At 68.7% G+C, this 24,804-nt stretch carries 24 protein-coding genes and 2 pseudogenes; 12 read left to right on the top strand and 14 right to left on the bottom strand.

What is annotated here, in order from left to right; genetic code table 11:
- Positions 1–147 precede the first annotated feature (147 nt).
- The 5 genes from rlmB to IEY95_RS12970 form a co-directional block, all read right to left on the bottom strand.
- Complete coding sequence (gene rlmB / locus IEY95_RS12990; RefSeq protein WP_189186137.1) at positions 148–1,089, bottom strand: 23S rRNA (guanosine(2251)-2'-O)-methyltransferase RlmB; 942 nt, start codon at positions 1,087–1,089, stop codon at positions 148–150.
- Between the two features lie 101 nt (positions 1,090–1,190).
- On the bottom strand, positions 1,191–2,591 hold the full coding sequence (cysS, locus tag IEY95_RS12985; protein ID WP_189186136.1) for a cysteine--tRNA ligase: 1,401 nt from the start codon (positions 2,589–2,591) through the stop codon (positions 1,191–1,193).
- Positions 2,592–2,785: 194 nt separating this feature from the next.
- A complete protein-coding gene (gene ispF, locus IEY95_RS12980; RefSeq protein WP_189186135.1) occupies positions 2,786–3,289 on the bottom strand; it encodes a 2-C-methyl-D-erythritol 2,4-cyclodiphosphate synthase in 504 nt (167 codons plus the stop codon).
- Positions 3,279–4,031: a 2-C-methyl-D-erythritol 4-phosphate cytidylyltransferase gene (gene ispD, locus IEY95_RS12975; RefSeq protein WP_189186134.1), complete on the bottom strand. Its 753-nt coding sequence runs from the start codon at positions 4,029–4,031 to the stop codon at positions 3,279–3,281. The genes ispF and ispD overlap by 11 nt, the downstream gene beginning before the upstream one ends.
- 380 nt (positions 4,032–4,411) lie before the next feature.
- Positions 4,412–4,894 carry a CarD family transcriptional regulator gene (locus IEY95_RS12970; protein WP_003953493.1) on the bottom strand — a complete coding sequence of 161 codons (483 nt, stop codon included), beginning with the start codon at positions 4,892–4,894 and terminating at the stop codon, positions 4,412–4,414.
- Between the two features lie 660 nt (positions 4,895–5,554).
- Here IEY95_RS12970 and IEY95_RS12965 point away from each other — a divergent pair.
- Positions 5,555–6,232 (top strand): DUF461 domain-containing protein, encoded by a 678-nt coding sequence (locus IEY95_RS12965; protein WP_189186133.1) that lies wholly within the window; start codon positions 5,555–5,557, stop codon positions 6,230–6,232.
- Positions 6,233–6,337: 105 nt separating this feature from the next.
- Here the strand turns inward: IEY95_RS12965 and phoP are convergent, their stop codons facing one another.
- Entirely contained in the window at positions 6,338–7,009 is a 672-nt protein-coding gene (phoP, locus tag IEY95_RS12960) for a two-component system response regulator PhoP (protein ID WP_010985401.1), read from the bottom strand.
- A 5-nt stretch (positions 7,010–7,014) separates the two neighbouring features.
- Positions 7,015–8,292, bottom strand: coding sequence for a two-component system sensor histidine kinase PhoR (gene phoR, locus IEY95_RS12955; protein ID WP_189186132.1), 1,278 nt, complete (start codon positions 8,290–8,292; stop codon positions 7,015–7,017).
- Between the two features lie 269 nt (positions 8,293–8,561).
- On the opposite strand from phoR, the gene phoU reads away from it, so the two are divergent.
- The 3 genes from phoU (at position 8,562) to IEY95_RS12940 (ending at position 9,970) form a co-directional block, all read left to right on the top strand.
- Positions 8,562–9,251 carry a phosphate signaling complex protein PhoU gene (gene phoU / locus IEY95_RS12950; RefSeq protein ID WP_189186131.1) on the top strand — a complete coding sequence of 230 codons (690 nt, stop codon included), beginning with the start codon at positions 8,562–8,564 and terminating at the stop codon, positions 9,249–9,251.
- Between the two features lie 141 nt (positions 9,252–9,392).
- Positions 9,393–9,545: a hypothetical protein gene (locus IEY95_RS12945; RefSeq protein WP_189186130.1), complete on the top strand. Its 153-nt coding sequence runs from the start codon at positions 9,393–9,395 to the stop codon at positions 9,543–9,545.
- 176 nt (positions 9,546–9,721) lie between these two features.
- Positions 9,722–9,970: an SCO4226 family nickel-binding protein gene (locus tag IEY95_RS12940; RefSeq protein ID WP_189186129.1), complete on the top strand. Its 249-nt coding sequence runs from the start codon at positions 9,722–9,724 to the stop codon at positions 9,968–9,970.
- 83 nt (positions 9,971–10,053) lie between these two features.
- Here the strand turns inward: IEY95_RS12940 and IEY95_RS12935 are convergent, their stop codons facing one another.
- Both IEY95_RS12935 and IEY95_RS12930 read right to left on the bottom strand, forming a co-directional pair.
- Positions 10,054–10,857, bottom strand: a complete 804-nt coding sequence (locus IEY95_RS12935; RefSeq protein ID WP_189186128.1) for an NAD-dependent epimerase/dehydratase family protein — start codon at positions 10,855–10,857, stop codon at positions 10,054–10,056.
- 200 nt (positions 10,858–11,057) lie between these two features.
- Positions 11,058–11,624 (bottom strand): TetR/AcrR family transcriptional regulator, encoded by a 567-nt coding sequence (locus IEY95_RS12930; RefSeq protein WP_189186127.1) that lies wholly within the window; start codon positions 11,622–11,624, stop codon positions 11,058–11,060.
- Positions 11,625–11,710: 86 nt separating this feature from the next.
- Here IEY95_RS12930 and IEY95_RS12925 point away from each other — a divergent pair, with 86 nt between their 5' ends.
- Positions 11,711–12,634 (top strand): SDR family oxidoreductase, encoded by a 924-nt coding sequence (locus IEY95_RS12925; protein ID WP_189186126.1) that lies wholly within the window; start codon positions 11,711–11,713, stop codon positions 12,632–12,634.
- Between the two features lie 321 nt (positions 12,635–12,955).
- On the opposite strand, the pseudogene IEY95_RS48895 reads toward IEY95_RS12925, so the two are convergent.
- Both IEY95_RS48895 and IEY95_RS12920 read right to left on the bottom strand, forming a co-directional pair.
- Positions 12,956–13,042 (bottom strand): annotated as a pseudogene (locus IEY95_RS48895) (NAD-dependent deacetylase); the annotation flags it as partial.
- A 9-nt stretch (positions 13,043–13,051) separates the two neighbouring features.
- Positions 13,052–14,548 (bottom strand): vanadium-dependent haloperoxidase, encoded by a 1,497-nt coding sequence (locus tag IEY95_RS12920; protein WP_189186125.1) that lies wholly within the window; start codon positions 14,546–14,548, stop codon positions 13,052–13,054.
- A gap of 487 nt (positions 14,549–15,035) precedes the next feature.
- Here IEY95_RS12920 and IEY95_RS12915 point away from each other — a divergent pair, with 487 nt between their 5' ends.
- Positions 15,036–16,544: an FAD-binding oxidoreductase gene (locus IEY95_RS12915; protein WP_189186124.1), complete on the top strand. Its 1,509-nt coding sequence runs from the start codon at positions 15,036–15,038 to the stop codon at positions 16,542–16,544.
- A gap of 92 nt (positions 16,545–16,636) precedes the next feature.
- On the opposite strand, the gene IEY95_RS12910 is transcribed toward IEY95_RS12915, so the two are convergent.
- The gene (locus tag IEY95_RS12910; protein WP_189186123.1) at positions 16,637–17,023 is read right to left on the bottom strand and encodes a MarR family winged helix-turn-helix transcriptional regulator; all 387 of its coding nucleotides are present in this window, start codon (positions 17,021–17,023) and stop codon (positions 16,637–16,639) included.
- Positions 17,024–17,108: 85 nt separating this feature from the next.
- Between IEY95_RS12910 and IEY95_RS12905 the strand changes: the two genes are divergently transcribed.
- From IEY95_RS12905 to IEY95_RS50615, 5 genes are all read left to right on the top strand, one after another.
- Positions 17,109–18,578, top strand: coding sequence for an MFS transporter (locus tag IEY95_RS12905; protein WP_189186122.1), 1,470 nt, complete (start codon positions 17,109–17,111; stop codon positions 18,576–18,578).
- A 76-nt stretch (positions 18,579–18,654) separates the two neighbouring features.
- Positions 18,655–19,647 carry a zinc-dependent alcohol dehydrogenase family protein gene (locus IEY95_RS12900; RefSeq protein ID WP_189186121.1) on the top strand — a complete coding sequence of 331 codons (993 nt, stop codon included), beginning with the start codon at positions 18,655–18,657 and terminating at the stop codon, positions 19,645–19,647.
- A 227-nt stretch (positions 19,648–19,874) separates the two neighbouring features.
- Positions 19,875–20,948 (top strand): aldo/keto reductase, encoded by a 1,074-nt coding sequence (locus IEY95_RS12895; protein ID WP_189186120.1) that lies wholly within the window; start codon positions 19,875–19,877, stop codon positions 20,946–20,948.
- A complete protein-coding gene (locus IEY95_RS12890) occupies positions 20,945–21,127 on the top strand; it encodes a hypothetical protein (protein WP_189186526.1) in 183 nt (60 codons plus the stop codon). The genes IEY95_RS12895 and IEY95_RS12890 overlap by 4 nt, the downstream gene beginning before the upstream one ends.
- A gap of 554 nt (positions 21,128–21,681) precedes the next feature.
- Positions 21,682–21,897: a DUF6959 family protein gene (locus tag IEY95_RS50615; protein WP_373294465.1), complete on the top strand. Its 216-nt coding sequence runs from the start codon at positions 21,682–21,684 to the stop codon at positions 21,895–21,897.
- Between the two features lie 467 nt (positions 21,898–22,364).
- On the opposite strand, the gene IEY95_RS12885 is transcribed toward IEY95_RS50615, so the two are convergent.
- Positions 22,365–23,042, bottom strand: coding sequence for a hypothetical protein (locus IEY95_RS12885; protein WP_189186119.1), 678 nt, complete (start codon positions 23,040–23,042; stop codon positions 22,365–22,367).
- A 368-nt stretch (positions 23,043–23,410) separates the two neighbouring features.
- A complete protein-coding gene (locus IEY95_RS12880; RefSeq protein ID WP_229702864.1) occupies positions 23,411–24,295 on the bottom strand; it encodes an IS5 family transposase in 885 nt (294 codons plus the stop codon).
- A gap of 177 nt (positions 24,296–24,472) precedes the next feature.
- On the opposite strand from IEY95_RS12880, the pseudogene IEY95_RS48890 reads away from it, so the two are divergent.
- Positions 24,473–24,682 (top strand): annotated as a pseudogene (locus IEY95_RS48890) (IS1182 family transposase); the annotation flags it as partial.
- Positions 24,683–24,804: the final 122 nt, after the last annotated feature.

Below are 24,804 nucleotides of genomic sequence, written 5' to 3'. Positions count from 1 at the left end.
ATGTGTGTTTAGGACACTGCTTTGACCGCGCCGATCTGTCCGGACCGCGTCAAGGTCATCACGGTCGTCCGGATTGTCCTGCACGGGTGACTCCGCGCACATCCGTTCAGCCGCGCCGGGCCCACCCGGCGCGGCTGTTCAGGCGCTTCAGGCGCGGCGGCGCGACGCCTCGTACAGCACAACTCCCGCTGCCACACCGGCGTTCAGCGACTCCGCGCCACCCGGCATCGGAATCCGCACCCGGAAGTCGCAGGTCTCGCCGACGAGCCGCGACAGCCCCTTGCCCTCGCTGCCGACGACGATGACGACGGGGCCGCCCAGGGCCTCCAGCTCGCCGAGTTCGACCTCACCGTCCGCGGCGAGGCCGACCACCATGAGGCCCGCCTTCTTGTACGCCTCGAGGGCCCGCGTCAGGTTGGCGGCCCGGGCGACGGGCGTACGGGCCGCGGTACCGGCGGACGTCTTCCAGGCACCGGCGGTCATGCCGGCCGCGCGCCGCTCGGGCACGACGACACCGTGCCCACCGAAGGCGGAGACGGACCGGACGACGGCACCGAGGTTGCGCGGGTCGGTCACCCCGTCGAGGGCGACGATCAGCGGGTCCTGGCCCTCGTCGTACGCGGCGGCGGCGAGGTCCTCCGGGTGTGCGTACTCGTACGGCGGGACCTGGAGGACGAGACCCTGGTGGTTGAGCCCGTTGGTCATACGGTCGAGCTCGGGGCGCGGCGCCTCCATGAGGTGGATGCCACCACGCTCGCCGGCGAGCTGAAGAGCTTCCCGTACCCGCTCGTCGTTGTCGATGAACTGCTGGACGTAGAGCGTGACGGCGGGCACGCCCTCGCGCAGCGCCTCGACCACGGGGTTGCGCCCGACGACCATCTCGGACGTGCCCTTGCCGCCGCGGCCGCGCGGCGCGGGACGGCGCGCGGTCTGCTTGGCCTTGGAGGTGGCGATGCGGTTCTTCTTGTGCCCCTTGCGCATCTCGGCGGGCGGGGTCGGGCCCTTGCCTTCCAGGCCCCGGCGTCGCTGGCCGCCACTGCCGACCTGCGCGCCCTTCTTGCCGGACATGCGGCGGTTGTTAGCGGCCATGACCTACCTGTCTGTGTGAAGCGTGCGTACGTACGTATTTCGAGTGTCGTATATGAGTGTGCCGCCCGGAGAGCCGGGCGGCACAATCGATCAAGAAACGCTCAGCGCGGCCCGAGCGTCCAGCGCGGCCCCTGCGGGCCGTCCTCGATCACGAGACCGGACTGGTTGAGCTGGTCCCGGATGGCATCGGCGGTCGTCCAGTCCTTACGGCTGCGCGCCGCCTCACGCTGCTGGAGCACGAGGCGTACGAGGGTGTCGACGACGCCGTGCAGATCCTCGCCCCGGTCACCCTCACCGGCCCAGTGCGGGTCGAGCGGGTCGAGACCGAGGACGCCGAGCATGGCCCGTACCTCGGCGAGGCGGGCGACGGCGGCTTCCTTGTCGTCGGCGGCGAGGGCGGAGTTCCCCTGCCGCACGGTCGTGTGCACCACGGCGAGCGCCTGCGGCACACCCAGGTCGTCGTCCATGGCCTCGGCGAAGGCGGGCGGCACCTCGGGCGCGGGCTCGACGACTCCCCCGGCCTTCTCCACCACCCGCTGCACGAAGCCCTCGATCCGCGCGAACGCCGACTCGGCCTCGCGCAGGGCCTCTTCGCTGTACTCGATCATCGAGCGGTAGTGCGGGGTGCCGAGGTAGTAGCGGAGGACGATCGGCCGCCACGTCTTGACCATTTCGCTCACGAGGACCGAATTCCCGAGGGACTTCGACATCTTCTCGCCGCTCATGGTGACCCAGGCGTTGTGCACCCAGTACTTGGCGAACTCGTCGCCGAAGGCCTTGGCCTGCGCGATCTCGTTCTCGTGGTGCGGGAAGATCAGATCGAGTCCGCCGCCGTGAATGTCGAAGGCGGAGCCCAGGTACTTGTGCGCCATGGCCGAGCACTCCAGGTGCCAGCCGGGACGCCCGCGTCCCCACGGCGTCTCCCAACTCGGCTCCCCCGGCTTGGCGGCCTTCCACATCGCGAAGTCGCGTGCGTCCCGCTTGCCGGTCTCGCCCTCGCCGGACGGCTGGAGCAGGTTGTCCAGTTCCTGGTTGGACAGCCGGAGGTACTCGGGAAAGGACCGCACGTCGAAGTAGACGTTCCCGTCGGCCTCGTACGCGTGACCGCGTTCGATGAGGCCGCGCATCATCTCGATCATCTCGGTGATGTGCCCGGTGGCGCGCGGTTCGTAGGTCGGGGGGAGGCACCCGAGCACGTCGTAACCGTCGTTGAACGCCCGCTCGTTCTCGTACCCGATCGACCACCAAGGGCGGCCCTGGTCGGCCGACTTGGTGATGATCTTGTCGTCGATGTCCGTGACGTTCCTGATGAACGTCACGTCATAGCCGCGGTACTCGAACCAGCGGCGCATGATGTCGAAGTTGAGGCCCGAGCGGATGTGTCCGATGTGCGGTGCGGCCTGCACGGTGGCGCCACACAGGTAGATCGAGACGCAACCCGGCACGAGCGGGGTGAAGTCACGGATCTGCCGGGCGCTGGTGTCGTACAGGCGAATAGTCACCACTCCAGGGTAGTGGGCCCTGGGCAGTGCCCCGCGACCCTCCGCCCCAAGGGGCACGTATTCGTGACATACGGGGGCCATCGCTGACGTCGGGCGTTGCCTTTCAGCCCGTCCGGCGTTCGAGGACGCGGCCGTTCAGGCCGAAGCGGGGGGTTGGGGGAAGGCAGGGGCGGAGGGGCGAACGAACCCCCCGCTCAGCTCGCCCGTACCACCAGCGCCGTGGCCACCGCCATCAGTCCCTCGTCCCGCCCGGGGAAACCAAGACCGTCCGTCGTGGCGCCGGAGACCGACACCGGCGCCCCCACCGCGTCCGACAGAATCTTCTGCGCCTCGTCCCGCCGCTTCCCGATCTTCGGACGCGGCCCGACGACCTGCACGGCGACATTGCCGATGACGAACCCCGCCGCCCGCACGATCCGCGCGGCCTCCGTCAGCAGCGTGACGCCCGAGGCCCCGGACCACTCGGGCCGCCCGGTCCCGAAGTGGGCGCCGAGATCACCGAGCCCGGCAGCGGAGAACAGCGCGTTGCACGCGGCATGCGCGACGACGTCCGCGTCGGAGTGCCCCGCGAGCCCGGGCCCCTCCCCCTCCCACAGCAACCCGGCACACCACAGCTCCCGCCCGTCCTCGAAGGCGTGAATGTCGGTACCGATGCCGACCTGCGGCAGCACAGGCACATCAGGCCGCTCAGAACCCATCGTTCAGCCTCCGCCGCGCCAGAACCGCCTCCGCGAGTACGAGATCCAGCGGGCGCGTCACCTTGAACGCCTCCTCGTGCCCGGGCACCACGACCACCCGCAGCCCCAGCTGCTCGACCATGCTCGCGTCGTCGGTCACATTGTCGGTGACGGTCTCGTGGGCGCGTACGAGCGTCGCGCGGTCGAACCCCTGCGGTGTCTGCACGGCGCGCAGCCGCGCCCGCTCGGGTGTCGCCACGACGGGCTCCGGCGCACCGGCGACGGCCGCGGGCTCGACCTCCTTGACGGTGTCGGCGAGGGGCAGCGCCGGTACGACGGCGGGAGCCCCCTCCCGTACGGCCTCGATGACGGCGTCCACGGTGTCGACGGGCACGAGCGGCCGGGCCGCGTCGTGCACGAGAACGATGTCGATGCCGGGCGGCAGCGCGTCGAGCCCGTACTTCACGGACTCCTGGCGGCTGTCTCCGCCGGGGACGACCAGGAAGTCGGTGCGCTCGGGCAGCGCGTGCGCGTCGAGCAGGGTCTTCACCTCGGCCGCGCCGTCGGGCGGGGCCACGACGACGACCAGCGAGACGGCTCGGGACGCGGCCATCGCGCGGACCGCGTGAATGAGCATCGGGGTGCCGTTCAGCGCGCGGAGCGCCTTGGGGGCGCCGGGGCCGAGGCGCACGCCCCGGCCGGCGGCCGGAATCACCGCCGCCGTACGCGATCCCGAAAGCGAAGGGCGCGAATCGTCAGACATCGGTTCCTGTCAGGTTTGTGTGCTCGGCCGGGGTGGGTATGGCCTGGGGGTACCCCCTGCTCGGAGAGCTGGGGGAGTGCCGGGCGCGACGCCTTGACCGGGGACCCTTCCGTGACATCCGGTCGAGTCGGCTGCCCGGGCCCGGTACACCAGGTATCGGATACACCGGTATACGTATACCGAGTGAACATCCGGTATACCGAGTGGGCGCGAGGACGAAGCGGGTACGAACATGCCGCAGCGCCCGGCGACAGCAATTGCGTCATCGGGCACCGCGGCATTTCACTGCGCAGCTGCGCGGGCTTGTGCGTACGTCAAGACGACTGCCGTCTCGGCGACTGTGTACGCCGGGACGACGACCGCCTCGGCGACTGCCTGCGTCAGGACGCGAGAACCTCGTCGAGCAGGGCCTCGGCCTTGTCCTCGTTCGTGTTCTCCGCGAGGGCGAGCTCGCTCACCAGGATCTGGCGGGCCTTGGCGAGCATGCGCTTCTCACCGGCGGAGAGTCCACGCTCACGCTCACGACGCCACAGGTCACGCACGACTTCCGCGACCTTGATGACATCGCCGGAGGCGAGCTTCTCCAGATTTGCCTTGTAACGACGCGACCAGTTCGTGGGCTCCTCGGCGTACGGCGCGCGCAGCACCTCGAAGACCCGGTCCAGCCCGTCCTGACCGACCACATCACGCACGCCGACGAACTCCGCATTGTCCGCTGGCACACGCACCGTCAGGTCGCCCTGGGCGACCTTCAGCACCAAGTAGGTCTTGTCCACGCCTTTGATCTGGCGAGTTTCGATGGCCTCGATCAGCGCGGCCCCGTGATGGGGATAGACCACGGTGTCGCCAACCTTGAACGTCATGTGACAGGTACCCCTTCCGTGGCTATCCAGGGTAACACGGATACGGCGTCTTCTGAATGGCGTTTTCGCAGGTCAGGGCATATCTCGGGGCTTGACAACCGCAACAGGAACGTGCTGCGAGGGGTGAGCGGAAGAGGGTATTCGCAGGTCGGAGCGGCTGTTCAAGGGAAGTGAAACGCGCACGTTACACACATCGGAAGCGGCTGACCAGGGTCCGAACGTACCGGTTTGTCCGGCTCCAAGAGTGCGACTTCCGCTACTCCGTTCGGTGACCGGAGCCGAGTACGAGACGAATCCGGAATTGATCACGGTCACCGTTCTCGGGCCGAAGATCCATTTTCTGGACCGCCACGCATTCCATACGTGAAATCCGCAAGCGGATGCCGGGGGTACTTATGTGAATGGCGGACCAGTACGTCGCCAAAGTAGTTCATGGGACGGCGATGAAGTACCCGCGGGACGGGGCGCACACACGGCGCAACGATGCCCGCCGGTGCTTGGGTGCGGTTACCCCCTGGTCGAACGAAGTCGAGACCTTGGGGAGGGTCGGGTGCGGTGGCGCGGGAACGGCTCGGTAACCTAAGGCCGCTGACAGACCCTTAGGGCGGCTTTACAACGAAGTCGCCCTGCTTCGCCCACGTTCAAGGAGTTGCCGCCGCCGTGAGCAGCAGCCTTCGACGCGGCGCTCTCGCCGCCGCCGCCATCGCGTTCTCGATCGCCTCGCTCGCCGCGTGCAGCGCCGGCAGCAACGCACAGACGCTGGAGGTCAAGCCGGACAACGCGGCGACCACCGTTGGCGACATCAAGGTCCAGAACGCCCTGGTCATCACCCAGCCCGACCTGCAGTCGACCGGCCCGGCCGTGGTCTCCGCGACCCTCTTCAACAACGGGAGCACCGACCAGACGCTGGACTCGATCACCCTCACGGGGACCGGCACGGCCGCCCAGCTCAAGCCGGCCAAGGGCACCGGCAAGCTCGTCGTCCCGGCCGGCGGCTCCCTCGTGATCGGCGGCAAGGACAACGCCTCCGCCGTGCTGCCCAACGGTCGCGAGGCCGTGAAGGACGGCAGCGTGCAGCAGGTCGCGTTCACGTTCAGCAAGACCGGCGACGTGAAGCTGGGCTCCTTCGTGGTCCCGGCCGAGAGCTACTTCTCCAAGTGGGGCCCGAGCAACATCCCGGCGGCGCCGGGGTCCTCCGCGACCGGGTCCGAGACCGGCAAGCCGTCCGAGTCGGCTTCGGGCTCCCCGTCCGAGTCCGCGTCGGGCACGCCCACGGACGCGGCGTCGTCGAGCGCGACGGCCACGGCGACCGCCTCGGGGTCGGCTTCCGGGAACTGAGCGGCGTACGCCGAGATCATCCTCGTACCACGCACGAAGGGCGGGACCCCTCCAGAGGGGGTACCGCCCTTCGTCGTGCTCCGGCAGCCGTCCCGCGCAGCCGGTTTACGGCTCGAACTTGTAGCCGAGGCCTCGCACCGTCACCAGGTACCGCGGCGCGCCCGGGTCCGGCTCGATCTTGGCGCGCAGGCGCTTGACGTGGACATCGAGGGTCTTGGTGTCGCCGACGTAGTCGGCGCCCCAGACCCGGTCGATGAGCTGCATGCGGGTCAGGACACGGCCCGCGTTGCGCAGCAGCATCTCCAGGAGGTCGAACTCCTTCAGGGGGAGGTCGACCTTGGAGCCGGAGACGGTGACCACGTGGCGGTCGACGTCCATACGGACGGGCCCGGCCTCCAGGGCGGCCGGAGTGACCTCCTCCGGCTCCCCGCGGCGGCGCAGGACGGCCCGGATACGGGCGACCAGTTCGCGGGAGGAGAAGGGCTTGGTGACGTAGTCGTCGGCTCCTATTTCCAGCCCGACGACCTTGTCGATCTCGCTGTCCTTGGCGGTGACCATGATCACCGGGACGTTGGAGCGGCCGCGCAGCTGGCGGCAGACCTCCGTGCCGGGCAGCCCCGGCAGCATCAGGTCGAGGAGGACGAGGTCGGCGCCGTTGCGCTCGAACTCGTCGAGTCCGTCGGGCCCGGTGGTCGCGATGGCGACCTCGAAGCCCTCTTTGCGGAGCATGTACGACAGGGCGTCGGAGAAGGACTCCTCGTCCTCGACGACGAGCACACGGGTCACGGAAGGACCTCCGGGGCAGGGAGCGGTTCGTACGGGGATGAGACGGTGGTCGTCCCGTCGTGCTGCTCGGTCTCGTCCTCTTCGTCGAGTCCGGGCATGGTGTGTTCGGTCACGCGGTCGCGGGCCGCACCGGCCTCCGGCAGCCGCAGGGTGAAGGTGGAGCCCTGACCCTCGGAGCTCCACACCGTGACCTCCCCGGCGTGCGAGGCGGCCACGTGCTTGACGATCGCGAGACCGAGACCCGTGCCGCCGGTCTGGCGGGATCGAGCCGGATCCACGCGGTAGAAGCGCTCGAAGATGCGCTCCTTGTCCTTGTCCGAGATGCCGATGCCCTGGTCGGTCACGGCGATCTCGATGAGGTCTCCGCCAGGCCCGGTCACCCGGCGCGCGGCTATGCCGACGCGGGTGCGGGCCGGTGAGTAGTTGACGGCGTTCTCGACGAGGTTTCCGAGGGCGGCGGCCAGCTGGCCCCTGTTCCCCCAGATGCTCAGGTCGGCGGTGCCGCCCGCGGCCATGGTGATCTGCTTGGTGCCGGCCTGGTGGCGGCAGCGGTCGATCGCCTCGGCGACGAGTTCGTCGACCCGTACGGGCTCGGCGTCCTCCAGCGGGTCGTCGTTCTGGACCCGGGAGAGGTCGATGAGCTCCTGTACGAGGTTGGTGAGGCGGGTGGCCTCTATCTGCATACGTCCGGCGAAGCGCTCGACGGCCTCCGGGTCGTCCGAGGCGTCCATGACGGCCTCGGAGAGCAGGGAGAGCGCGCCGACGGGTGTCTTGAGCTCATGGCTGACGTTCGCGACGAAGTCGCGTCGTACGGCCTCGATGCGGCGTGCTTCCGTCAGGTCCTCCACGAGGAGCAGCACGAGCCGGGAGCCGAGCGGCGCCACGCGCGCGGAGACGGCGAGGGCTTCCCCCCTCCCCGTCCCCCTCCTCGGCAGGTCCAGCTCCACCTGACGTATCTCCCCGTCTCGACGGGTGTCACGCGCCATCTGGAGCATCGGCTCGACGGCCAGCTTGCCGCCGCGCACCAGCCCGAGGGCGTACGCGGCCGAGCTGGCCTTGACCACGGCGTCCGCCTCGTCGAGTACCACGGCTGAGGACCGGAGCACGGACAGCACGGTGTCGACACCCGGCGGAAGCACCGGGTCCGTATGCAGCGAAGTGCGGGTCGGGCGTTTCTGGTCGCGCTCGCTCCAGCGGAACGCCAGCATGGCGATGACACCGGTGAGCACTCCGGCGATCGCTGCCGCTGCGGCGACCGCCGCGTTCACGTCCATGCATCCAGGTTAGGCATGACGTCACCGCTGGCCACAGCCATCCGGGTGCGACCTCGAACACTCGTCGCCCAGAGTTCACCTAGGAGCTAGGGATGGTTCATTTGGGGTGACGGAAACGGACGCGTACGGGCCGGAACGTGGGAGCGTGGGGTTCACGGGCCTGTCCGGAGCTCATGTCCGGTGGTCATGTCCATTGGTCCATGTCCAATGGTCAGGGCGGGACCCGGCCCCCGGAACCCCCGAAGCTGACGTAAGAGAGGGACCACCTGATGCGGGACGCGTACCACGAGGAACTGGACTCGATCGGCGAGGGCCTGGTCGAGATGGCCCGGCTTGTCGGGTCGGCGATCGGACGCGCCACGACGGCCATCCTCGACGGCGACCTGAAGCTGGCCGAGAGCGTCATCGCGGCCGACCAGAAGGTCGATGATCTTCAGCACGAACTGGAGGCCCGGGCGATAGCCCTGCTGGCCCGCCAGCAGCCGGTGGCGACGGACCTCCGTATCGTCGTCACCTCGCTCCGTATGTCCGCCGACCTGGAGCGCTCCGGCGACCTGGCCCAGCACGTCGCGAAGCTGGCCCGGCTGCGCTTCCCCGAGCGCGCGGTCCCCCACGACCTGCACGCCACGATCCTGGAGATGGGCCAGCTCGCCCAGCGCCTGATGGCCAAGGCGGCCGAGGTCGTCATCACCAAGGACGTCGACCTCGCCCTGCAGCTGGAGCAGGACGACGACGAGATGGACCTGCTGCACCGCACGCTCTTCCAGCACCTGCTGGACGACCGCTGGAAGCACGGCATCGAGACGGCCGTCGACGTCACCCTCCTCGGCCGCTACTACGAGCGCTTCGCGGACCACGCGGTGGCGGTCGCCAAGCGCGTCGTGTTCCTGGTGACGGGCGAGCACGCGGACGAGCTGCAGGCGGACATCCAGCCGGTGACGGGGGTGGAGGGGGCCTGATCCCCGCTCTGGGGGCGCGCGAAAGCCTCAGTGCGCCGAGTGTGCGCCGTTGATACCCCTGCCTCGGTGGGCATCAAATGGGCGACAGGAGCTGTGCGGTGCAGTGTGCCTCGCACACCTTCGTGCCTGAAGGAGGGACCCATGGCCGAATCCCCCAGCACGCCCGACCCGACGCAGGACCTCGACACCGAGCAGCCCACCGACATCAAAAGCCTCCCCTTGTTCGGCGCCTGCGGTTGCGGCTCCGGCTGCGGGTGCGGATGTCAGTCCGGCAATCCTTGCCAGTGCGGCTGATCGCACAAGCGCAACAGAAGGGCCCCGTCGTCATCACGGCGGGGCCCTTCCATGTGCCGGTCCGTGTACCGGTTCATGTACCGGTGACTCCGAGTTCGCCGCCGCCGCCGTACGGGCGCAGCATGGAGAAGACGGAACAGGGCGAGTGAGCCGACGCGGAAGGAGGTGGAGAGGCCATGACGCAGTTCATGGACGTCCACCACGGAATGAAGGGCATCACGGCCGACCAGCTGATGGAGGCGCACAAGGCCGACCTCGCCATCGAGAAGGAAGAGGGCGTGCACTTCGAGCGGGCCTGGGCGGACCCGCAGTCCGGCATTGTGTATTGCCTCTCCGAGGCCCCCTCGGCCGAAGCGGTCCAACGCATCCACGAACGCTCCGGCCACCCGACGGACGAGGTCCATCCGGTGCCCCTGTCCATATGACGGCCACCGGCTGACGGCATGACGGCCACCGACTGACGGCCGCCGGGTGCTCAGCGGGTGCGCCCTGGCGATCGGCGGGTGGGTCAGGGGCGGAGGTGCCTGAGGGTGAACTCGGGCAAGGCGTAGACGCCGGCTTGGGGAGCGTCCGGGTCGGCCGGAAGGTCGGCTCCCGGGATGTCTCCGGCGTGGAGTTCGGCATCGTCGACGGGGGCGTAGTCGAGTACCGCCGGTTCGGGGAGCTCCCAGAAGCGGCGGGTGTTGGCGGAAACGGCGTATGCCGTGGCGAAGCGGGTGGACCGAGGAGCGGTCAGCGCGGCCCGGATGTAGCCGACGGTGTCGCGCGGGCTCAACCAGGTCGCCAGATGCCGTGGTTCGGTGGGCACATGCTCGAAGCTGCCGATCCGCAGGCAGATCACGGACAGTCCGAACTTGTCGGAGTACAGCCGCCCGAGGGCCTCGACGGCCGCCTTGCTGACCCCGTAGAGGCCGTCGGGACGTGCCGGTTCCTGCGGACCGGTGAGGTGCGCGGCCGGGTAGAAGCCGGTCACGCGGTTGCTGCCGGCCAGCACCACCCGCTCGATTCCTGTGCGCCGCGCCGCCTCCAGGACGTGGTGGGTGCCGAGCACGTTGACTTCGAGCAGGTCCGGAAGAGGCGCCTCGTCCGGCACACCGCCCAGATGCAGCACGCTGTCGGCCCCCGCGAGCGCTGCCTCTACGGCGGCCGCGTCCCGCAGGTCCACGGTGTGCAGGTCCTCGTTCTCAGCCTCCGGCCGAAGCGGCACACGGTCGAGCAGGATCAACCGCGCCGCCTCGCCCCGCAGCGCCTCTCGTACCAGGCCACCGATGTTCCCCGCCGCGCCTGTTACCGCTACCGTCCCCAAACTCACCGAGCCCCCAGATTCTCGACAACCCGTGCATCATCGCTGCCGGAACTCGACTCATCAAAGGGTTTGGAACCGGGGGTGCGAAGCGCGGCCCCGCAGATCTCCGTGAGCACGGGAGCGGTCGACCCAGGTACCAACGACCGATCCCGCCACGGCCGGACACCACCGGCAGCAACGCCAGTCCTGACCACCGGTCCGCCCGTCTAGCCGCTCGCGGTCACGGCCTTGAGCTCGTCCAGCGATTCCCGCATCACCTGCGCCATCTCGCGTTCCTCGGACGCCGCGATCCAGAGCTCGAAGCCGACCTTGAAGACGGCGAGCCCCGCCTCGGCAGTCAGGCTCGCGGCCGGCTCCGCGACGCCGCGTCGGCGCAGGGCGTCGGCGAGCCCGGCCGACATCGAGGCGAGCTTGATCAGCTCGCGCTCCTGGAGTTCCGCGTTCGCCACGATGACGGCCTGGCGCTGCCGGGAGTGCTCGCGGCGGCCGACGAACACCTTGGAGACCGCCTCGAGCCCCGCCGCTATCGCGTCGATCGGCGCCGCGGACTCCGGTGCCTCGGTGACTGCCTTCACGAACAGCTCCTGCAACGCGACCGATCCGTCGAACAGCACCTCGCGCTTGTCGGCGTAGTGCCGGAAGAAGGTCCGCTCGGTGAGGCCGGCCCGTTTGGCGATCTCCGCCACCGTGGTCTGTTCGTAGCCGCGTTCTCCATAGAGCTCCAACGCCGCTTCCGCCAGGCGTCCGCGCGCGTTCGGCTCCCATCTACCCATGCGCAGATCCTACGCGATGACAGTAACTGACATCAGGTGTTACGGTCGATGACAGTAACTGACATCGACAGTTTGGGGTTCCTCCCATGCGCATCTTTGTGACCGGCGCTTCCGGCTGGATCGGATCCGCCGTCGTTCCCGAGCTCATCGGCTCGGGGCACCAGGTTGTCGGGCTCGCCCGCTCCGACGCCTCCGCCGCCGCCCTCACCGCCGCCGGGGCGGACGTGGTCCGCGGCACCGTTGACGACCTCGACGTCCTGGGGAGCACAGCTGCCGCGTCGGACGGGGTGATCCATCTCGCCTTCAAGCACGACATCGCCTTCACCGGCGACTTCCAAGGCGCTGCCGAGGCCGATCGCCGCGCCGTCGACACGTTCGGTGACGCGCTCGCCGGTACCGACCGCCCCTTCGTCATAGCCTCCGGCGTGGTCGGCCTCGCGCTCGGGCGGGTGGCGACCGAGCGGGACATGCCCACGATCGACGGCTCACCGGTCTCGATCCGATCGGCCACCGCCGCGGCGGTGCTCGCACTCGCCTCGCGCGGCGTGCGCTCGTCCGTGGTGCGACTGTCTCCGACCTGCCACGGCGACGGAGACAACGGCTTCATGGCGACCCTGGTCGCCATCGCCCGAGCCAGGGGTGTCTCCGGCCACCTCGGCGACGGCGCCAACCGCTGGCCGGCCGTCCACCGCCTCGACGCCGCACAGCTGTTCCGCCTGGCGGTCGAGAAGGCCCCGGCGGGATCAGTACTGCACGGCGTCGCAGAGGAGGGCGTCCCGATCGGCGACGTCGCCGAGGTGATCGGCCGTCACCTCGACGTCCCGGTGACCTCCGTGGCCCCCGAGGCCGCGGCCGAGCACTTCACCTGGCTCGGCGCCTTCATCGGCCTCGACACCCCGGTGTCGAACACCCTGACCCGCGAACTGCTGGGCTGGCAGCCGACCCACCCCGGTCTCCTCGAGGACCTGGACAAGGGTCATTACTTCCACACCCCTGCCACCACCGCCTGAGCGGCCGCGGAGGCGCCACCTGTGCGGCTTCCCGGCGGAGCACCGCTGATCGTCCTCGGCATCCGCGTCCGCCGTCGGCGACGCACCTGCCGTCAGCGACGCACCTGCTGTCGCTGGTCCGGCACGACCCGTTCGCTCTGCCACCCTCCTGGGCTGAGGCTCGGTCTTGGAGGTCTGAGCCTCAGCCCATGACAGTCAGTCACGATGACGGGCGTGTCGACCGATCAGGCCGGCGTTTGCCTCGCCGCAGCCCTACCGGCCGCGTCGAGGACGGCAAGGACGACCCGCCGTGCCTGGAGTCCGGCTTGGACAGACCTCATCCAGCACCGCGAGGGCGTCCTCCATGGGCCCGCGAGCGTGGCACTTCGTGCACACCACGCTGCGGGCGGTGCCGCGGAGTTCCAGCACGGTGTCGTTTCAGTACCCGTGGGGATGGCCCTGTCGTGTCGGCCGCAGCGCGTTGGCGAACACGTAGTCGCCGACGTTGGTACCGATCGCCCTCCCGTCCTCGGCGTCCCAGCGGAAGTGCACGCCCAGCCAGAGTCGGCTGAACTCGCCCTCCTGGGCGACCTGGCTGAAGCTGCTCAACTGGCGGTACGCCTTGAGTGTGTGCGGGTCCTCGGAATGTGCGGTGAACGAGACGTTGTCACGGCCGAAGAAGTGCTTCATCGCGGCTGCCCACGCAGCCGTGAAGTTGGCATGCCCGGAGGTCCAGGCGGGGAAGCACGGGGTGAACGGCGCCCCTGAGCGGTCCGCGCTGAGAGGCTCCCAGTTCGCGTTCGCGCCGCCCGTCGCCCGGATCGCGGACACCGGGCGCCACAGGTTGATCGGGGAGTCGAACTTGCTGTCCCAGGCCGCGATCCCGGCATCCGCCAACGACAGTGCCGACAGCGCGAACAGGTGGGTGGTCTCGTACGTGTCGAGCTTGAACTTCTTGGCGACGGTCCCGGTCAGCTCGAGCAGTTGCCCCGGGGGGTGGTAGGTGCCGTTCAGGTCATGGTCCCAGAACCAGGCGACGACGGTCTGATTGTGGGTGCGCTCGGTGGAGTCGACGGCACCGACCCGTCGCACCTCGTCGCGCTGGCTCGCGTACTCCGGGCTGGCCACCAGATCGGCGTAGGACGTGAAGCCTCGCAGAGTGGGGGGCCGGAACTGCGAGCCGGAGCGGAGCACGAACGGCCTCACCTTGCCCCAGTTCGGGGTCACCGCGTCGCTCGGCTGCTTGCAGTCCCCTTCACCCCCGCCGGCCGCTTCACCCGTCGGCCGCCAGGCACCAGGTGTGGTGGTGTCGCGGCTGTAGGTCTTCGGGTTGTCCGAACCGTCGCCCGCCCGGGCCTTGTTGATCTGCCTCACCACCGGGTCGACGACCAGGCGGTCGAGGGGGTCGTAGGAGTGGGGGGAGCGGCCGGTCCGGGCTTTGTACTTGGCGTCGATGTAGGCCTGATCGCCCGGGTACAGCTGCGAGATGATCCGGTACGCCGTGCGGTCGATCAGCCGCTCCTCCTCGTCCGGTCGCGGCCGCGAGTGTTTGTCGGCATACTTCAGCGGCCGATTGAGGTACGGCTCGTACTTCAGGGTTCCGTACGTGTACTGATAGGCGCTCTCCGCGTTGTAGATCGCCGCGAAGACGATCGCCCCGGACCTGGAGAGTTTGCCGGGCGAGGCGTCCCAGCCCCGCGCATTGCGAAACGTCTGGAGCAGGACCTTGTTCCAGTACTGCGTCGGATCGTCCTTGTGCCCTGTCGCGGCGGCGGCCGGTGGCGCACCGGCCACCACCGGACTCAGTCCGGCGAGCAGGGCACCAGCCACGACGGCGGCCCGCAGCCGTCCCTGGCGTCCGCCAACACGGGACTTCAGGCGTGGGAGCACTGACTTCGCGGCCGACTGACGGCCGTGATCGGGCTCGGGAGCCATGGCATTCCTTTCGACGTCGCTGATCAACGGCGACAACGTAATGTCGGATATGCCAAGTTCGAGATGAACCACGCCGATAAGCCGAGAATCTTATATACATCAAGATTTACTCGGAAATGCCCATCCGGGCATTGACAGCCAACCGAGCTGTGACGGCTCAGGCGTGACGAGGTCTCACTCGCGTGAGCAATTTCCGGATCCACCGAACGGTGGTCGTTCCTTGGCTACAGCGACTCCAGCACCGCCCACTGCTCGTCCGTCAGATCTCCGCGCGCCACAAAGCGCCGCCCCGGTTTGCCGCTGCACTGACGGATTCATCTGGGCGAGGCCGGCGCGCGAGGCGGAGAGCTACGGCATCAGGCGCCTTGGCCGTGGTTGCGAGCGTGTCAAGACGATCCACCGTGGCCGTCCTTGCTACCGTCCACTTCGCCTAAATCATTCCTAAAAGACCGATTCGCGTCTGCCGGCGGTCGAGAGGACACGGACCATGAACGACTTTTCCCGTCGCGGAATGCTCAAGGCAACGGCGGTCGCCGGTGCCGGTGCGGTCGTCGTGTCGGGCGCCGCGGCCGCGGCAGCCCCCGGTGCGAGCGCCGTGACCGGCGCATCCGGGGGCGATGGGTATGGGGCGGAGTGCGGGCCGGCAAAGCTGACCGGCCGGATCGTCCGCCCCAACGACCCCGGGTACACGGACGCGCGTCTCGGCTGGGACCAGCTCTTCTCCCACTATCCGCTGGTCATCGTCTTCGCCCAGAACACCCAGGACGTGGTGAACGCCCTGACGTGGGCGCGGCAGAACGACGTCGCACTGCGGATCCGGAGCGGCCGCCACAGCCTTGAGGGCTGGTCGAACGTCGACAGCGGCCTCGTGATCGACATCAGTGAGCTGAAGTCGGTCCACATCGACAGTGCCTCTCGCATCGCGACGGTCGGCTCCGGTCTCAACCAGCTGGAAGCGGTGACCACGCTCGCGAAGCACAACTTCGCGGTGACGACGGGGACCGAAGGCAGCGTGGGTCTGTCCGGAGCGACGCTCGGCGGCGGGTTCGGCTTCCTCACGCGCTGGCTCGGCATGGCCTGCGACAGCCTGATCGGCGCTGAGATCGTCGTCGCGAAGGGCGACGAGTGCGGCAAGGTGATCAAGGTTGATCTGAACCACAACTCGGATCTGCTCTGGGCGCTGCGCGGAGCGGGCAACGGCAACTTCGGAATCGTCACCTCGCTCACCTACAAGCTGGCCCCGCTGAAGAGCGTCGCGTATGTACAGGCGACGTGGGACGGAATCGACGACCTGAGCAGGCTCCTCGAGGCTTACCAGCGCACTGCGCCGTACACCGACAACCGCCTCGGCACTCAGCTCGAAATCCACCGGAACCAGATCCTGCTGTTCGCGGTCCTTGCGGAAGGAACACCCGCGGAGGCGACAAAGCTGCTGGCCCCGATCCTGTCGATCGACAGCCCCCAGGTTTCTACGCAGGAAGGAAACTGGGGCGACGTGTATTCGGGATTCCAGATCCCGATCAAGGACGAACCCGCGAACTGGAAGTTCTACTCACAGTTCGCCAAGAAGCCGTTCCCGACCAAGGCGATCGACGTGGTCACGTCGTTCATCAAGGACGCCCCCACGGACGACAGCAACTTCTTCGTTCAGGCATTCGGCGGGGCGGTCAGGAAGAGCCCCCGCGGCGGCACCGCGTTCCCACACCGCGACGCGCTCTTCTACGCCGAGCCCGGCGTCGGCTGGGGCAAGCGCAGTGACCAGCCGGGCATCTGCGACCCGCTCACCCCGCAGGCCCAGGCCTGGATCGCCGAATTCAGCCAGGCACTGCGCCCCTACGTGGACGGCGCCTACGTCAACGTGCCGAACATCGGCGTGCAGGACTGGGAGACCGCCTACTGGGGATCCAACTTCGACCGGCTGCGCAGGATCAAGGCGAAGTACGACCCGCACAACGTCTTCCAGTACGACCAGAGCATCCCGCCCGCGTCCTGCTGACCGAGCAGAACCTGAGCCCCCTCCCGACAGGTGAGGGGGCTCAGCTGTGCCTACCCGTCCTGAGCCTTTGGCTGGACGGTCGGCCCTGGTGGTCAGCCTGTCTCTCGAAGTGTTCTGGCGAGCACGGAGCGGTGTGTGGGTTGGGCCTCCAGATGACGCTCGCGGCCCTCGTCGGTGAGGACGACGAGGATGCCGCGGCGGTCGGCTTCGCATAGGGCGCGCTCGAGGAAGCCCTCGCGTTCCATTCGGGCGATCAGCCGGCTTGCGGCGCTCTGGCTCAGGTGCACGACGTCGGTGAGGTCCTGGGCGCGGCACTGGGTGTTCTCGGAGCAGGCGAGGGCTTCGAGCGCTTCGAACTCGCTGACGCCGATGCCGTGCCGTGCCTGCAACTCGCGCTCGAGGCTCTGGTGCACGACGGCATGCCGGACCACGAGATCGTGCCACTCCTTGACCAGTTGCCCCTCGTCACCAGCATCCATGCGGCCAACGTAGCATGCACCCACATTTAATGTTCATGCATTAGATGCGCTTGCATTTTATATACGAGCATGTGAGCCTATCGGCATGAGTCCTTCCGCTCCATCGCCCTTGTCCACGTCCTCGCCCACATGGAACGCGCGGCTGTGGGCAATCCTGCTCACCGTCTCGATCGTCGGGTTCCTCGACGCGCTGGACGTGAACATGGTGGGTGTCGCCCTGCCCTCGATCCAGGCCGACCTCGGCCTGTCCACAAGCGCACTGCAGTGGATCGTCAGCGGTTACGTCCTCGGCTACGGCGGCTTTCTGCTGCTGGGCGGACGCGCCGCCGACATCCTCGGCCGCCGCCGCGTCTTCCTGACGGCGGTCGCGGTCTTCGCCGTGACCTCGCTGGTCGGCGGCCTGGTCGACGACGGGACCCTTCTGATCGTCGCCCGTGTCCTGAAGGGCGTGTCGGCGGCGTTCACCGCACCCGCGGCGTTTTCCATCATCACGACCACGTTCGCCGAGGGGCCGGCCCGCAACAAGGCGATCGGGATCTACACGCTCTTCGGTTCCAGCGGCTTCTCGGGGGGCCTGGTGCTGTCCGGTGCACTGACCGAGGTCGGCTGGCGCTGGACATTCCTCCTGCCGGTGCCCGTGGCGCTGATCGCCCTGGCAGCGGCCATCCGCGCCCTGCCCAAGGACGGCCCGCGCACCGTCGGCAGCTACGACCTGCCCGGCGCACTCACCCTGGTCGCCGGAATGCTGCTGCTCGTCTACGTCGTGGTCGAAGCGCCGCAGAAGGGCTGGACCACGGCGAGCACGCTGGTGGAGTTCGGGCTCGCTGCCGCACTGCTGGCCGCCTTCGTGGTGATCGAGCTGCGCGGCGCGCAGCCGCTGGTCCGTCTGGGCATCCTGCGCTCCAGCTCCCTGGTGCGTGCCAACGTGGGCCTGTCGGTGTTCTTCGGCGCCTATGTCGGCTTCCAGTTCGTGGTGACGCTGTACTTCCAGCAGGTGCTGCAGTGGTCGGCGCTGCAGACCGCGTTCGGCTTCCTTCCCGCCGCCGCCATCGTCACCGTCGCCTCGCCGCGTATCCCGCACCTGATCGCGCGATTCGGCACCTCGCGCAGCATCATCGCCGGCGTCATCGCGCACGTGGCCGCCTACGCGCTCTTCCTGGCCATCGCCCGGGACCACCCCTACGCCGTAGGTGTGCTGCCCAGCATGCTCCTGCTCAGCATCGGCTTCACGCTGGCGTTCGCGCCCTTCCAGATCGAGGGCACCTCGGGAATCCCTGACCACGAGCAAGGCCTGGCCGGCGGCCTGCTGAACACCTCCATGCAGATCGGCGGCGCGATCGGCCTCGCCATCGTCACCGCGGTCCTCACCGCAGGAAACGAAGGCAAGAGCGGGCCCAAGACCCTGCTCGCCGGTTTCACCCCCGCCATGATCACCGTCACCGTGCTCGCGGCCATCGGCCTGCTCGTCGCCCTGTCCGGGGCGCTGGGACGCCGCACGGCGACTGCGCAGACGGACAGGAATAGCGACCAACCGGAGCTCGACAAGGTCACCTGAGATCACCGGGTGACGGCCGACCGCCGAGCCTGAACTGCCGCATCCATCCCCAGACTTGAAAGGCAAGACCACTCACATGAGCAAGATCGTCCGATTTCACGCCACCGGTGGCCCCGAGGTCCTGACCCTGGACGACGTCGAGGTCCGCGAACCCGGACCGGGCGAAATCCGCATCCGCACCCGGGCTCTCGGGGTGAACCGAGCCGATGAGGTGTTCCGCAACAACCACCTCGTGGAGCTTCCCTCCGGTATCGGATGGGAGGCCTCCGGTGAGGTCGACGCCATCGGCCCAGGCGTCGAAGGTTTCACCGTCGGCGATGCCGTCAGCATGATCCCCACGCCGATCAACACGCCGATCAACTACCCCATCCACGGCGAGCTGGCCATCGCGCCCGCCACCGAGGTGGTCAAGCACCCCGACACCCTGTCCTGGGAGCAGGCCGCGGCCCTGTGGGGGCAGTACCTGACCGCCTACGGCGCCCTCATCGAGACCGCGGACCTGAAGGCCGGTGACACGGTGCTCATCCCGGCCGCCTCCAGCAGCGTCGGGCTGGCCGCGATCCAGGTGGCCCGCAGCGTGGGGGCCCGGCCCGTGGCACTGACCCGCAGCAGCGCCAAGCGCCGGCGGCTCCTGGACGAAGGCGCCGAGGCAGTGGTCGTCACGGGCGAGGAAGACGTGGTCACCCGCGTGAACGAGCTCACCGACGGCCACGGCGCCCGCGTCATCTTCGACCCCGTGGGAGGACCTGCTCTGGCGGACTTGATCGGGGCCGCCGCACCCGGTGGGACCGTGATCGTCTACGGAGCGCTGAGCAGCGAGGCCACGACGCTGCCGGTGTGGGGGTTGATCGGCAAGAGCCTGACCATCCGGGGGTACAAGGTCTTCGAGCTCACCACCGACGTCGAACGCCGCAAGGCCGCCGTCGACTGGGTCCTTGACGGCCTTGCCCGCGAGACCCTGCGACCGGTCATCGACACCGTCTTCCCACTGGAGGACATCGTCGGGGCCCACCGTCGGCTCGAGTCCGGATCCCAGGTCGGCAAGATCGTCGTGACCGTACCTCGCTGACCCGTGAGCCGGCCGGGAACGGGGATCCCGCTCTCGTGCGCACTGCCGGCATCGAGGACGGAGCCTCGCAGGGCCTGCCCTGCGATATCGCGTCGCTCGGGGTGGCTGTCGCTGATTGACATGGCGACCGTCCCCCGCTGACCCGACACACCTCATAGGCGCCAAGAACCGCGTCTTTGCCTACACAACGCAAGTTACTCGTCCTACTCGTCTTAGGGAGACCACCCATGCGATACACCACCTTCGGGCGCAACAACGGCCTGCGCGTGTCCGAGTACGGCCTCGGCACCGCCAATTTCGGCACCGGCTGGCGCGCCGGTGGCGGCTGGGGCCCCGGTGCCGAGCCCGCCGAGGCCCGCAAGATCTTCGACCGGTTCGCCGAAGCCGGCGGCACACTCATCGATACCGCCGATAACTACCAGGCCGGCGAATCCGAGCAGCTGCTCGGCGAGTTCCTGGGCGCCGACCGGGACCACTTCGTGCTGACGAGCAAGTACAGCATGAACGGCGTCGGGCCGCTGACCGTCTCCAACACCGGCAACAACCGCCGAAACATGGTCCAGGCCCTCGAGGCCAGCCTGCGCCGCCTGAACACCGATCACCTGGACATGTACTGGGTGCACGCCCCTGACGGCCTGACCCCGATGGAGGAGATCCTGCGCGGCCTGGACGACCTGGTCAGCGCCGGAAAGATCCGCTATTTCGGGCTGTCGAACTTCCCGGCCTGGCGGGTGTCGCGCGCCGCCGCCATCGCCGAGCTGCGCGGCTGGTCTCCGGTCGCCGGTATCCAGGTCGAGTACAGCCTGGTCGACCGCACCGCCGAGCGGGAGCTGCTGCCCATGGCGCAGGCGCTCGGCCTGGGCGCGACGCTGTGGAGCCCGCTCGGCGGCGGTCTGCTGACCGGCAAGTACCGCCAGGGCGCCTCCGGCCGGATCAGCGACCTCAAGGCCGTCGGGTTCTTCGAGGAAACCGCGCAGAAGACCGCGATCGTCGACGCCGTCCTCGACATCGCGGCCGAGCTCGGCGTGCCGGGCTCCCATGTCGCCATTGCCTGGATGCGGCAGCAGGGCGCGCGGGCGGCCACGGCGTACGTGCCGATCATCGGCCCGCGCAGCGTCGCGCAGCTCGACGACTACCTGGGCGCGCTGGACGTGACGCTGACCCCGGAGCAGTTCGCCCGGCTCGACGAGGTGAGCGCGATCAGGCTCGGCACCCCGCACGAGCTGAACGCGTGGATCGTGAACCCCATCCGCGGCGGTGACGCAAGCGTGGTCGACGAGCCCGCGACCCCGGTGGCGTGATCTCAGGCGGCGGACCGGTTTCGAGGACATGGAGTGGCCCGATCGCGCGCAGCCTGGAGTACGTCGGCGCCGTGGCGGGGCTGACGCCGAAGGCGTACGCGCACCTCATGCCGAGCAGCCGGGACCGGGCCCGGAAGGCGCTCGGGCTGGCCCTCCGACCGCAGGACCCGGAGGGCTGAGGGCCCAGAGTGGTCCCAGGCCGCGAAAATGCCCCTGAGCCGCGCCGTATGCGCAGCTCAGGGGCATGATCACGAAACCTACTTCTTCTTGCCCTGGGTCTTGCCGGGGATCTTGGGGAGCTGGGTTTTTGCCGGTCAGGAGCGGTGGGCGCGTGCGCCTGGTGGTCATCGTTGGTCGTCCTTGGCCACTGTCGAGCGGCCTCGGACGGCCCAGAGACGGCCCAGCCTCGGGTACTCGACTGACGGCCGACACCTTCAATGCCCTGCCTGAACCTCAGCCGACGACAGTCAGCCACGACGGCGGGCGCACCAACCGACCACGCACGCGTATGCCTCGCTGTACCCCCCACCGCCCTCGGCCACGCTGCATCGGGGTGAACCACACCGGGTCCCCGCGCACGCTTTCCAAGTCTGTTGATGCAGCAGAGGGCTGTGTACAACGCTGTTCACCTGCGTTCGCGCCGGGTCAGCGGCACAGCCGGCACTGGTTCCGGTCCCGCCCTGAACCCTCGTGAACGGTGCTGAATGAGACGGGCACTGAGACGGGGGCCCTGATGGAACGAGTAGAGGCTGAGCTGTTCACCGATGGCGGCAACGACGCCGTGGTGCGCCTCCCGGGACGCAACTTCCCCGGAGTCCTGATTCAGGGGGACACCCTCAGTGCGGCTATGGTGCGTCTGCCACCAAGGGCAACACTCTGGGGAGGGGCTTTGGGAGCCAAGACGACTCTGGTGCGCAATTCCGAAGCGGCCCCGGTGCCCAGGCTGTGACCTGCGCCAACAGCATGACCGTTGCGGCCTTCGCAGCAGGTCCGCGCTGCTCAACCGAATTGCGCACCAGAGTCTGCAGCCCGAGCGCTCGGTAGAGCCGGATCTTTTGCGTCCCCTGGGCCCTCCACCAGGCTGCTTCGCGCGGAGGCGGCCGTGCTGTCGCGGTACCTCGGCGGCCCCGGCGGCGAGTAACGCACCCAGGCGTCTGCGATGGCCGTCCCCGCCGGGCTGCCGGCTGAAGGGCGGGGACGCGGGCGGTGGCACGAGCCCCTCCGAGCTGGTCGGGTACTGAGGCAGCTTCGGCGCGAGGCCGCGCGACTGAGACGGTCCGCCGACTCCGTCGGCGGACCGTCATGAAGGATCGAGGTCGGGAACCCGGTTTCTGCCGGCCCGTCTGCTGTTGCGGGAGTGCGGGTTCCACGGCTCCGATCGGATGGTGCTGCCCTCAGGGCTGCAGGAAGGGCTTCCTACTTCGTCGCGCCCCAGAGCTGGCTGTCGGGCACGTCGGACGGGGTGCCCATCAGCCTGGCGACACGGAGCTGCATGGGCACCGCGGTCGCGACATCGTCATACCCGGAGGCATCGTGCGTGACGGTCATCGCGTAGGGGTGGGCAAAGTCCGTGGTCGAGCCGCTGACCAGCGGGAAGTGACCCTGGGAGGCATCCGGGATGTCGATGATCCAGACGGTGTTGGCGGACACGCCGCACTTCTGCAGGGTGAGGCCCTCGCCCTGGTACGCGGTGTGAGCCAGGCCCGCACACAGGCCGGTGCGCACGCCGTGCGGCGCGTACTCGACCTCCACCGCGCTCTGGTCGCCGTAGTGCTCGTTCACCTCGGCGGACACCAGGCCGTCCTTGTAGAAGTCGGACACCGGGCTCAAGCGGTGGCCGACGATGTCCCCGGCCGGGTCGGACGTGCTGACGGGGTACATCGCGGTGGGCTGGCCGACCCTCGCCACCCCCTTATACACGGTCTCGACCAGGTTGGGCTGCTCAGCCGTGCCGAACTTGGCGCTGTAGATCTTGATGCAGCTGTCGCCGCACTCCGGGGTGGCCGCGTTCGCGGAGAGCGTTCCCGCTGCGCCGAGGCCGGCAACCATGGTCACCGTCGCCGCCGCGGCGAGCACCTTGTTCTTGACAGACATAGAAGATTCCTTCACTTGGATCACAGCCGCACCCTGCGCACTGCTCTGGGGGACAGGGCTCGAACCGGCACGTCGCTCCCGGAAGCAGGTGACCGGTCCCACCGGTCGCCTGCTGCGCGACGGCGACCGCAGCTCTCGCTGCGCCACGCCGGTCACGGCCCTCGCGCCTCCCAGCGGACGGCCGCCTGATCGGGAAACGGGTACGGGGCATGAATCCTCCCGGGAAGCAGGAGAGGCCCCATCGACACATGGGAGCATATACTCGTATTTTTGAAGCAGCAAGCGGCTGCGACGTATCCCCGAGGACGCGACCTTGAAGGAAGCGCATGGCCCGCTACGCCCTCCGTAAGAGCCTGTGAACAATCTGATCATTTAGGCCGCTTGGCGGTGGTGGAGCGAGCCAGTCTCCGGCTCATGAGCATGATCATGGACCACTTGACCATGGCCTCATGATGTTCGGGTAAGCGCTCGTAGTCGCGGACGCAGCGTCGGCGCTGAAAGATCCACGACAACGTTCGCTCCACGACCCATCTGCGGGGCAGGACGACGAAGCCCTTGACGTCGTCGCTGCGCTTGACGATCTCCAGCGTGAGCCGGAGCTTGTCCTTGGCCCAGTCGACTAACTTGCCCGCGTAGCCGCCGTCGGCCCACACCAGGGTGATCGTTTCGAAGAGTTCGCGCAGGTGACGCAGGGCAGGACGGGCTCCATCACGGTCCTGCACGCTCGCGGTGGTGACCATCACGACCAGCAGGAGACCGAGACAGTCCGTGATCACGTGGCGTTTGCGGCCTGCCACCTTCTTCCCCGCGTCGTACCCGCGACTGTCGGCGCCGACGGTCTCCGCGGCCCGGACGGACTGCGAGTCGATGATCGCGGCGGTCGGGTCCACTTCCCTGCCTTCGTCCTTGCGGACCTGGTCGCGCAGGTCGTTGTGGATTGCGTCGGTGTCGCCGTCCTGGTACCAGCGGGTGAAGACCGCGTGGACCGTGCGCCAGGGCGGGAAGTCTGCGGGGAGGTTGCGCCACTTGCAGCCGTTGTCGTCGACGTAGAAGATCGCGTCGATGATCTGACGGCGGCAGTATTCCTCCGGACGGCCGCCGTACCCGTCCAGCCACGCCGGCCAGGGCAGTACCTGCGCGATGACCTGCCACTGTTCGTCGGTGGTGTCGGAGGTGTAGCGACGCGGGCGGACCGGATGGCGGGTGCCGTGCCCCCAGCGACAGGCCACACACGGGCAGTTGTCTTCTTCCATCGGGGTGACAGTGGCAGGAGCGGACGCGTACAACGGCATGACAGGACCTCTTGGTGCAGCCCGGCTTTGACACCGCTGTTGACTCTGCTGCGCAATTCTGTGCGGGGCCCCAGGGTGGGCGCGGGGTGATCGTTCGTGCGGTCGTTGTCCTGTCGTGCGGCCGTGGGGGTGGTGTGGATGTCGATGCGGCCGAAGGGGCTGCCGGAGGTCCCGGAGCAGACCGTGCTGGTGGCGCGGGCTGCGTTTCCGAAGGGGAGCCTGGCGATGCGGGCGCGGGACCGGCTTGCGGAGGTGTTCGCGGACGAGCCGTTTGCCGAGGCGTTCGGGGTGCGGGGTGCCCCGGGACTGTCTCCGGGGGTGTTATGCCTGGTCACGGTGTTGCAGTTCGCTGTTGTTCGGGTCAGCACGGATCCTCGCCCTTGGCCGCCCAGCGTGCGTCGAGGTCATAGGGCGAGGCGAGGCGGAGTTGGCTGGGCGGGACGCCCTCGTCGTCGGCGGCCCGCTTCTTG

This window comes from Streptomyces albiflavescens, from assembly GCF_014645835.1.
Lineage (GTDB): Bacteria > Actinomycetota > Actinomycetes > Streptomycetales > Streptomycetaceae > Streptomyces > Streptomyces albiflavescens.
The sequence above is the reverse complement of the archived record's forward strand: the minus strand, read 5'-3'. Positions and strand labels throughout refer to the sequence as shown.

What these genes read in the sequence shown, in the direction of transcription:
- rlmB (WP_189186137.1), bottom strand. Translation starts at nt 1,089, where the DNA reads ATGGCCGCTAACAACCGCCGCATGTCCGGCAAGAAGGGCGCGCAGGTC.
- ispF (WP_189186135.1), bottom strand. Translation starts at nt 3,289, where the DNA reads ATGGGTTCTGAGCGGCCTGATGTGCCTGTGCTGCCGCAGGTCGGCATC.
- ispD (WP_189186134.1), bottom strand. Translation starts at nt 4,031, where the DNA reads ATGTCTGACGATTCGCGCCCTTCGCTTTCGGGATCGCGTACGGCGGCG.
- IEY95_RS12970 (WP_003953493.1), bottom strand. Translation starts at nt 4,894, where the DNA reads ATGACGTTCAAGGTTGGCGACACCGTGGTCTATCCCCATCACGGGGCC.
- phoR (WP_189186132.1), bottom strand. Translation starts at nt 8,292, where the DNA reads ATGGACGTGAACGCGGCGGTCGCCGCAGCGGCAGCGATCGCCGGAGTG.
- phoU (WP_189186131.1), top strand. Translation starts at nt 8,562, where the DNA reads ATGCGGGACGCGTACCACGAGGAACTGGACTCGATCGGCGAGGGCCTG.
- IEY95_RS12945 (WP_189186130.1), top strand. Translation starts at nt 9,393, where the DNA reads ATGGCCGAATCCCCCAGCACGCCCGACCCGACGCAGGACCTCGACACC.
- IEY95_RS12940 (WP_189186129.1), top strand. Translation starts at nt 9,722, where the DNA reads ATGACGCAGTTCATGGACGTCCACCACGGAATGAAGGGCATCACGGCC.
- IEY95_RS12930 (WP_189186127.1), bottom strand. Translation starts at nt 11,624, where the DNA reads ATGGGTAGATGGGAGCCGAACGCGCGCGGACGCCTGGCGGAAGCGGCG.
- IEY95_RS12925 (WP_189186126.1), top strand. Translation starts at nt 11,711, where the DNA reads ATGCGCATCTTTGTGACCGGCGCTTCCGGCTGGATCGGATCCGCCGTC.
- IEY95_RS12920 (WP_189186125.1), bottom strand. Translation starts at nt 14,548, where the DNA reads ATGGCTCCCGAGCCCGATCACGGCCGTCAGTCGGCCGCGAAGTCAGTG.
- IEY95_RS12915 (WP_189186124.1), top strand. Translation starts at nt 15,036, where the DNA reads ATGAACGACTTTTCCCGTCGCGGAATGCTCAAGGCAACGGCGGTCGCC.
- IEY95_RS12910 (WP_189186123.1), bottom strand. Translation starts at nt 17,023, where the DNA reads ATGGATGCTGGTGACGAGGGGCAACTGGTCAAGGAGTGGCACGATCTC.
- IEY95_RS12905 (WP_189186122.1), top strand. Translation starts at nt 17,109, where the DNA reads ATGAGTCCTTCCGCTCCATCGCCCTTGTCCACGTCCTCGCCCACATGG.
- IEY95_RS12900 (WP_189186121.1), top strand. Translation starts at nt 18,655, where the DNA reads ATGAGCAAGATCGTCCGATTTCACGCCACCGGTGGCCCCGAGGTCCTG.
- IEY95_RS12895 (WP_189186120.1), top strand. Translation starts at nt 19,875, where the DNA reads ATGCGATACACCACCTTCGGGCGCAACAACGGCCTGCGCGTGTCCGAG.
- IEY95_RS50615 (WP_373294465.1), top strand. Translation starts at nt 21,682, where the DNA reads ATGGAACGAGTAGAGGCTGAGCTGTTCACCGATGGCGGCAACGACGCC.
- IEY95_RS12885 (WP_189186119.1), bottom strand. Translation starts at nt 23,042, where the DNA reads ATGTCTGTCAAGAACAAGGTGCTCGCCGCGGCGGCGACGGTGACCATG.
- IEY95_RS12880 (WP_229702864.1), bottom strand. Translation starts at nt 24,295, where the DNA reads ATGGAAGAAGACAACTGCCCGTGTGTGGCCTGTCGCTGGGGGCACGGC.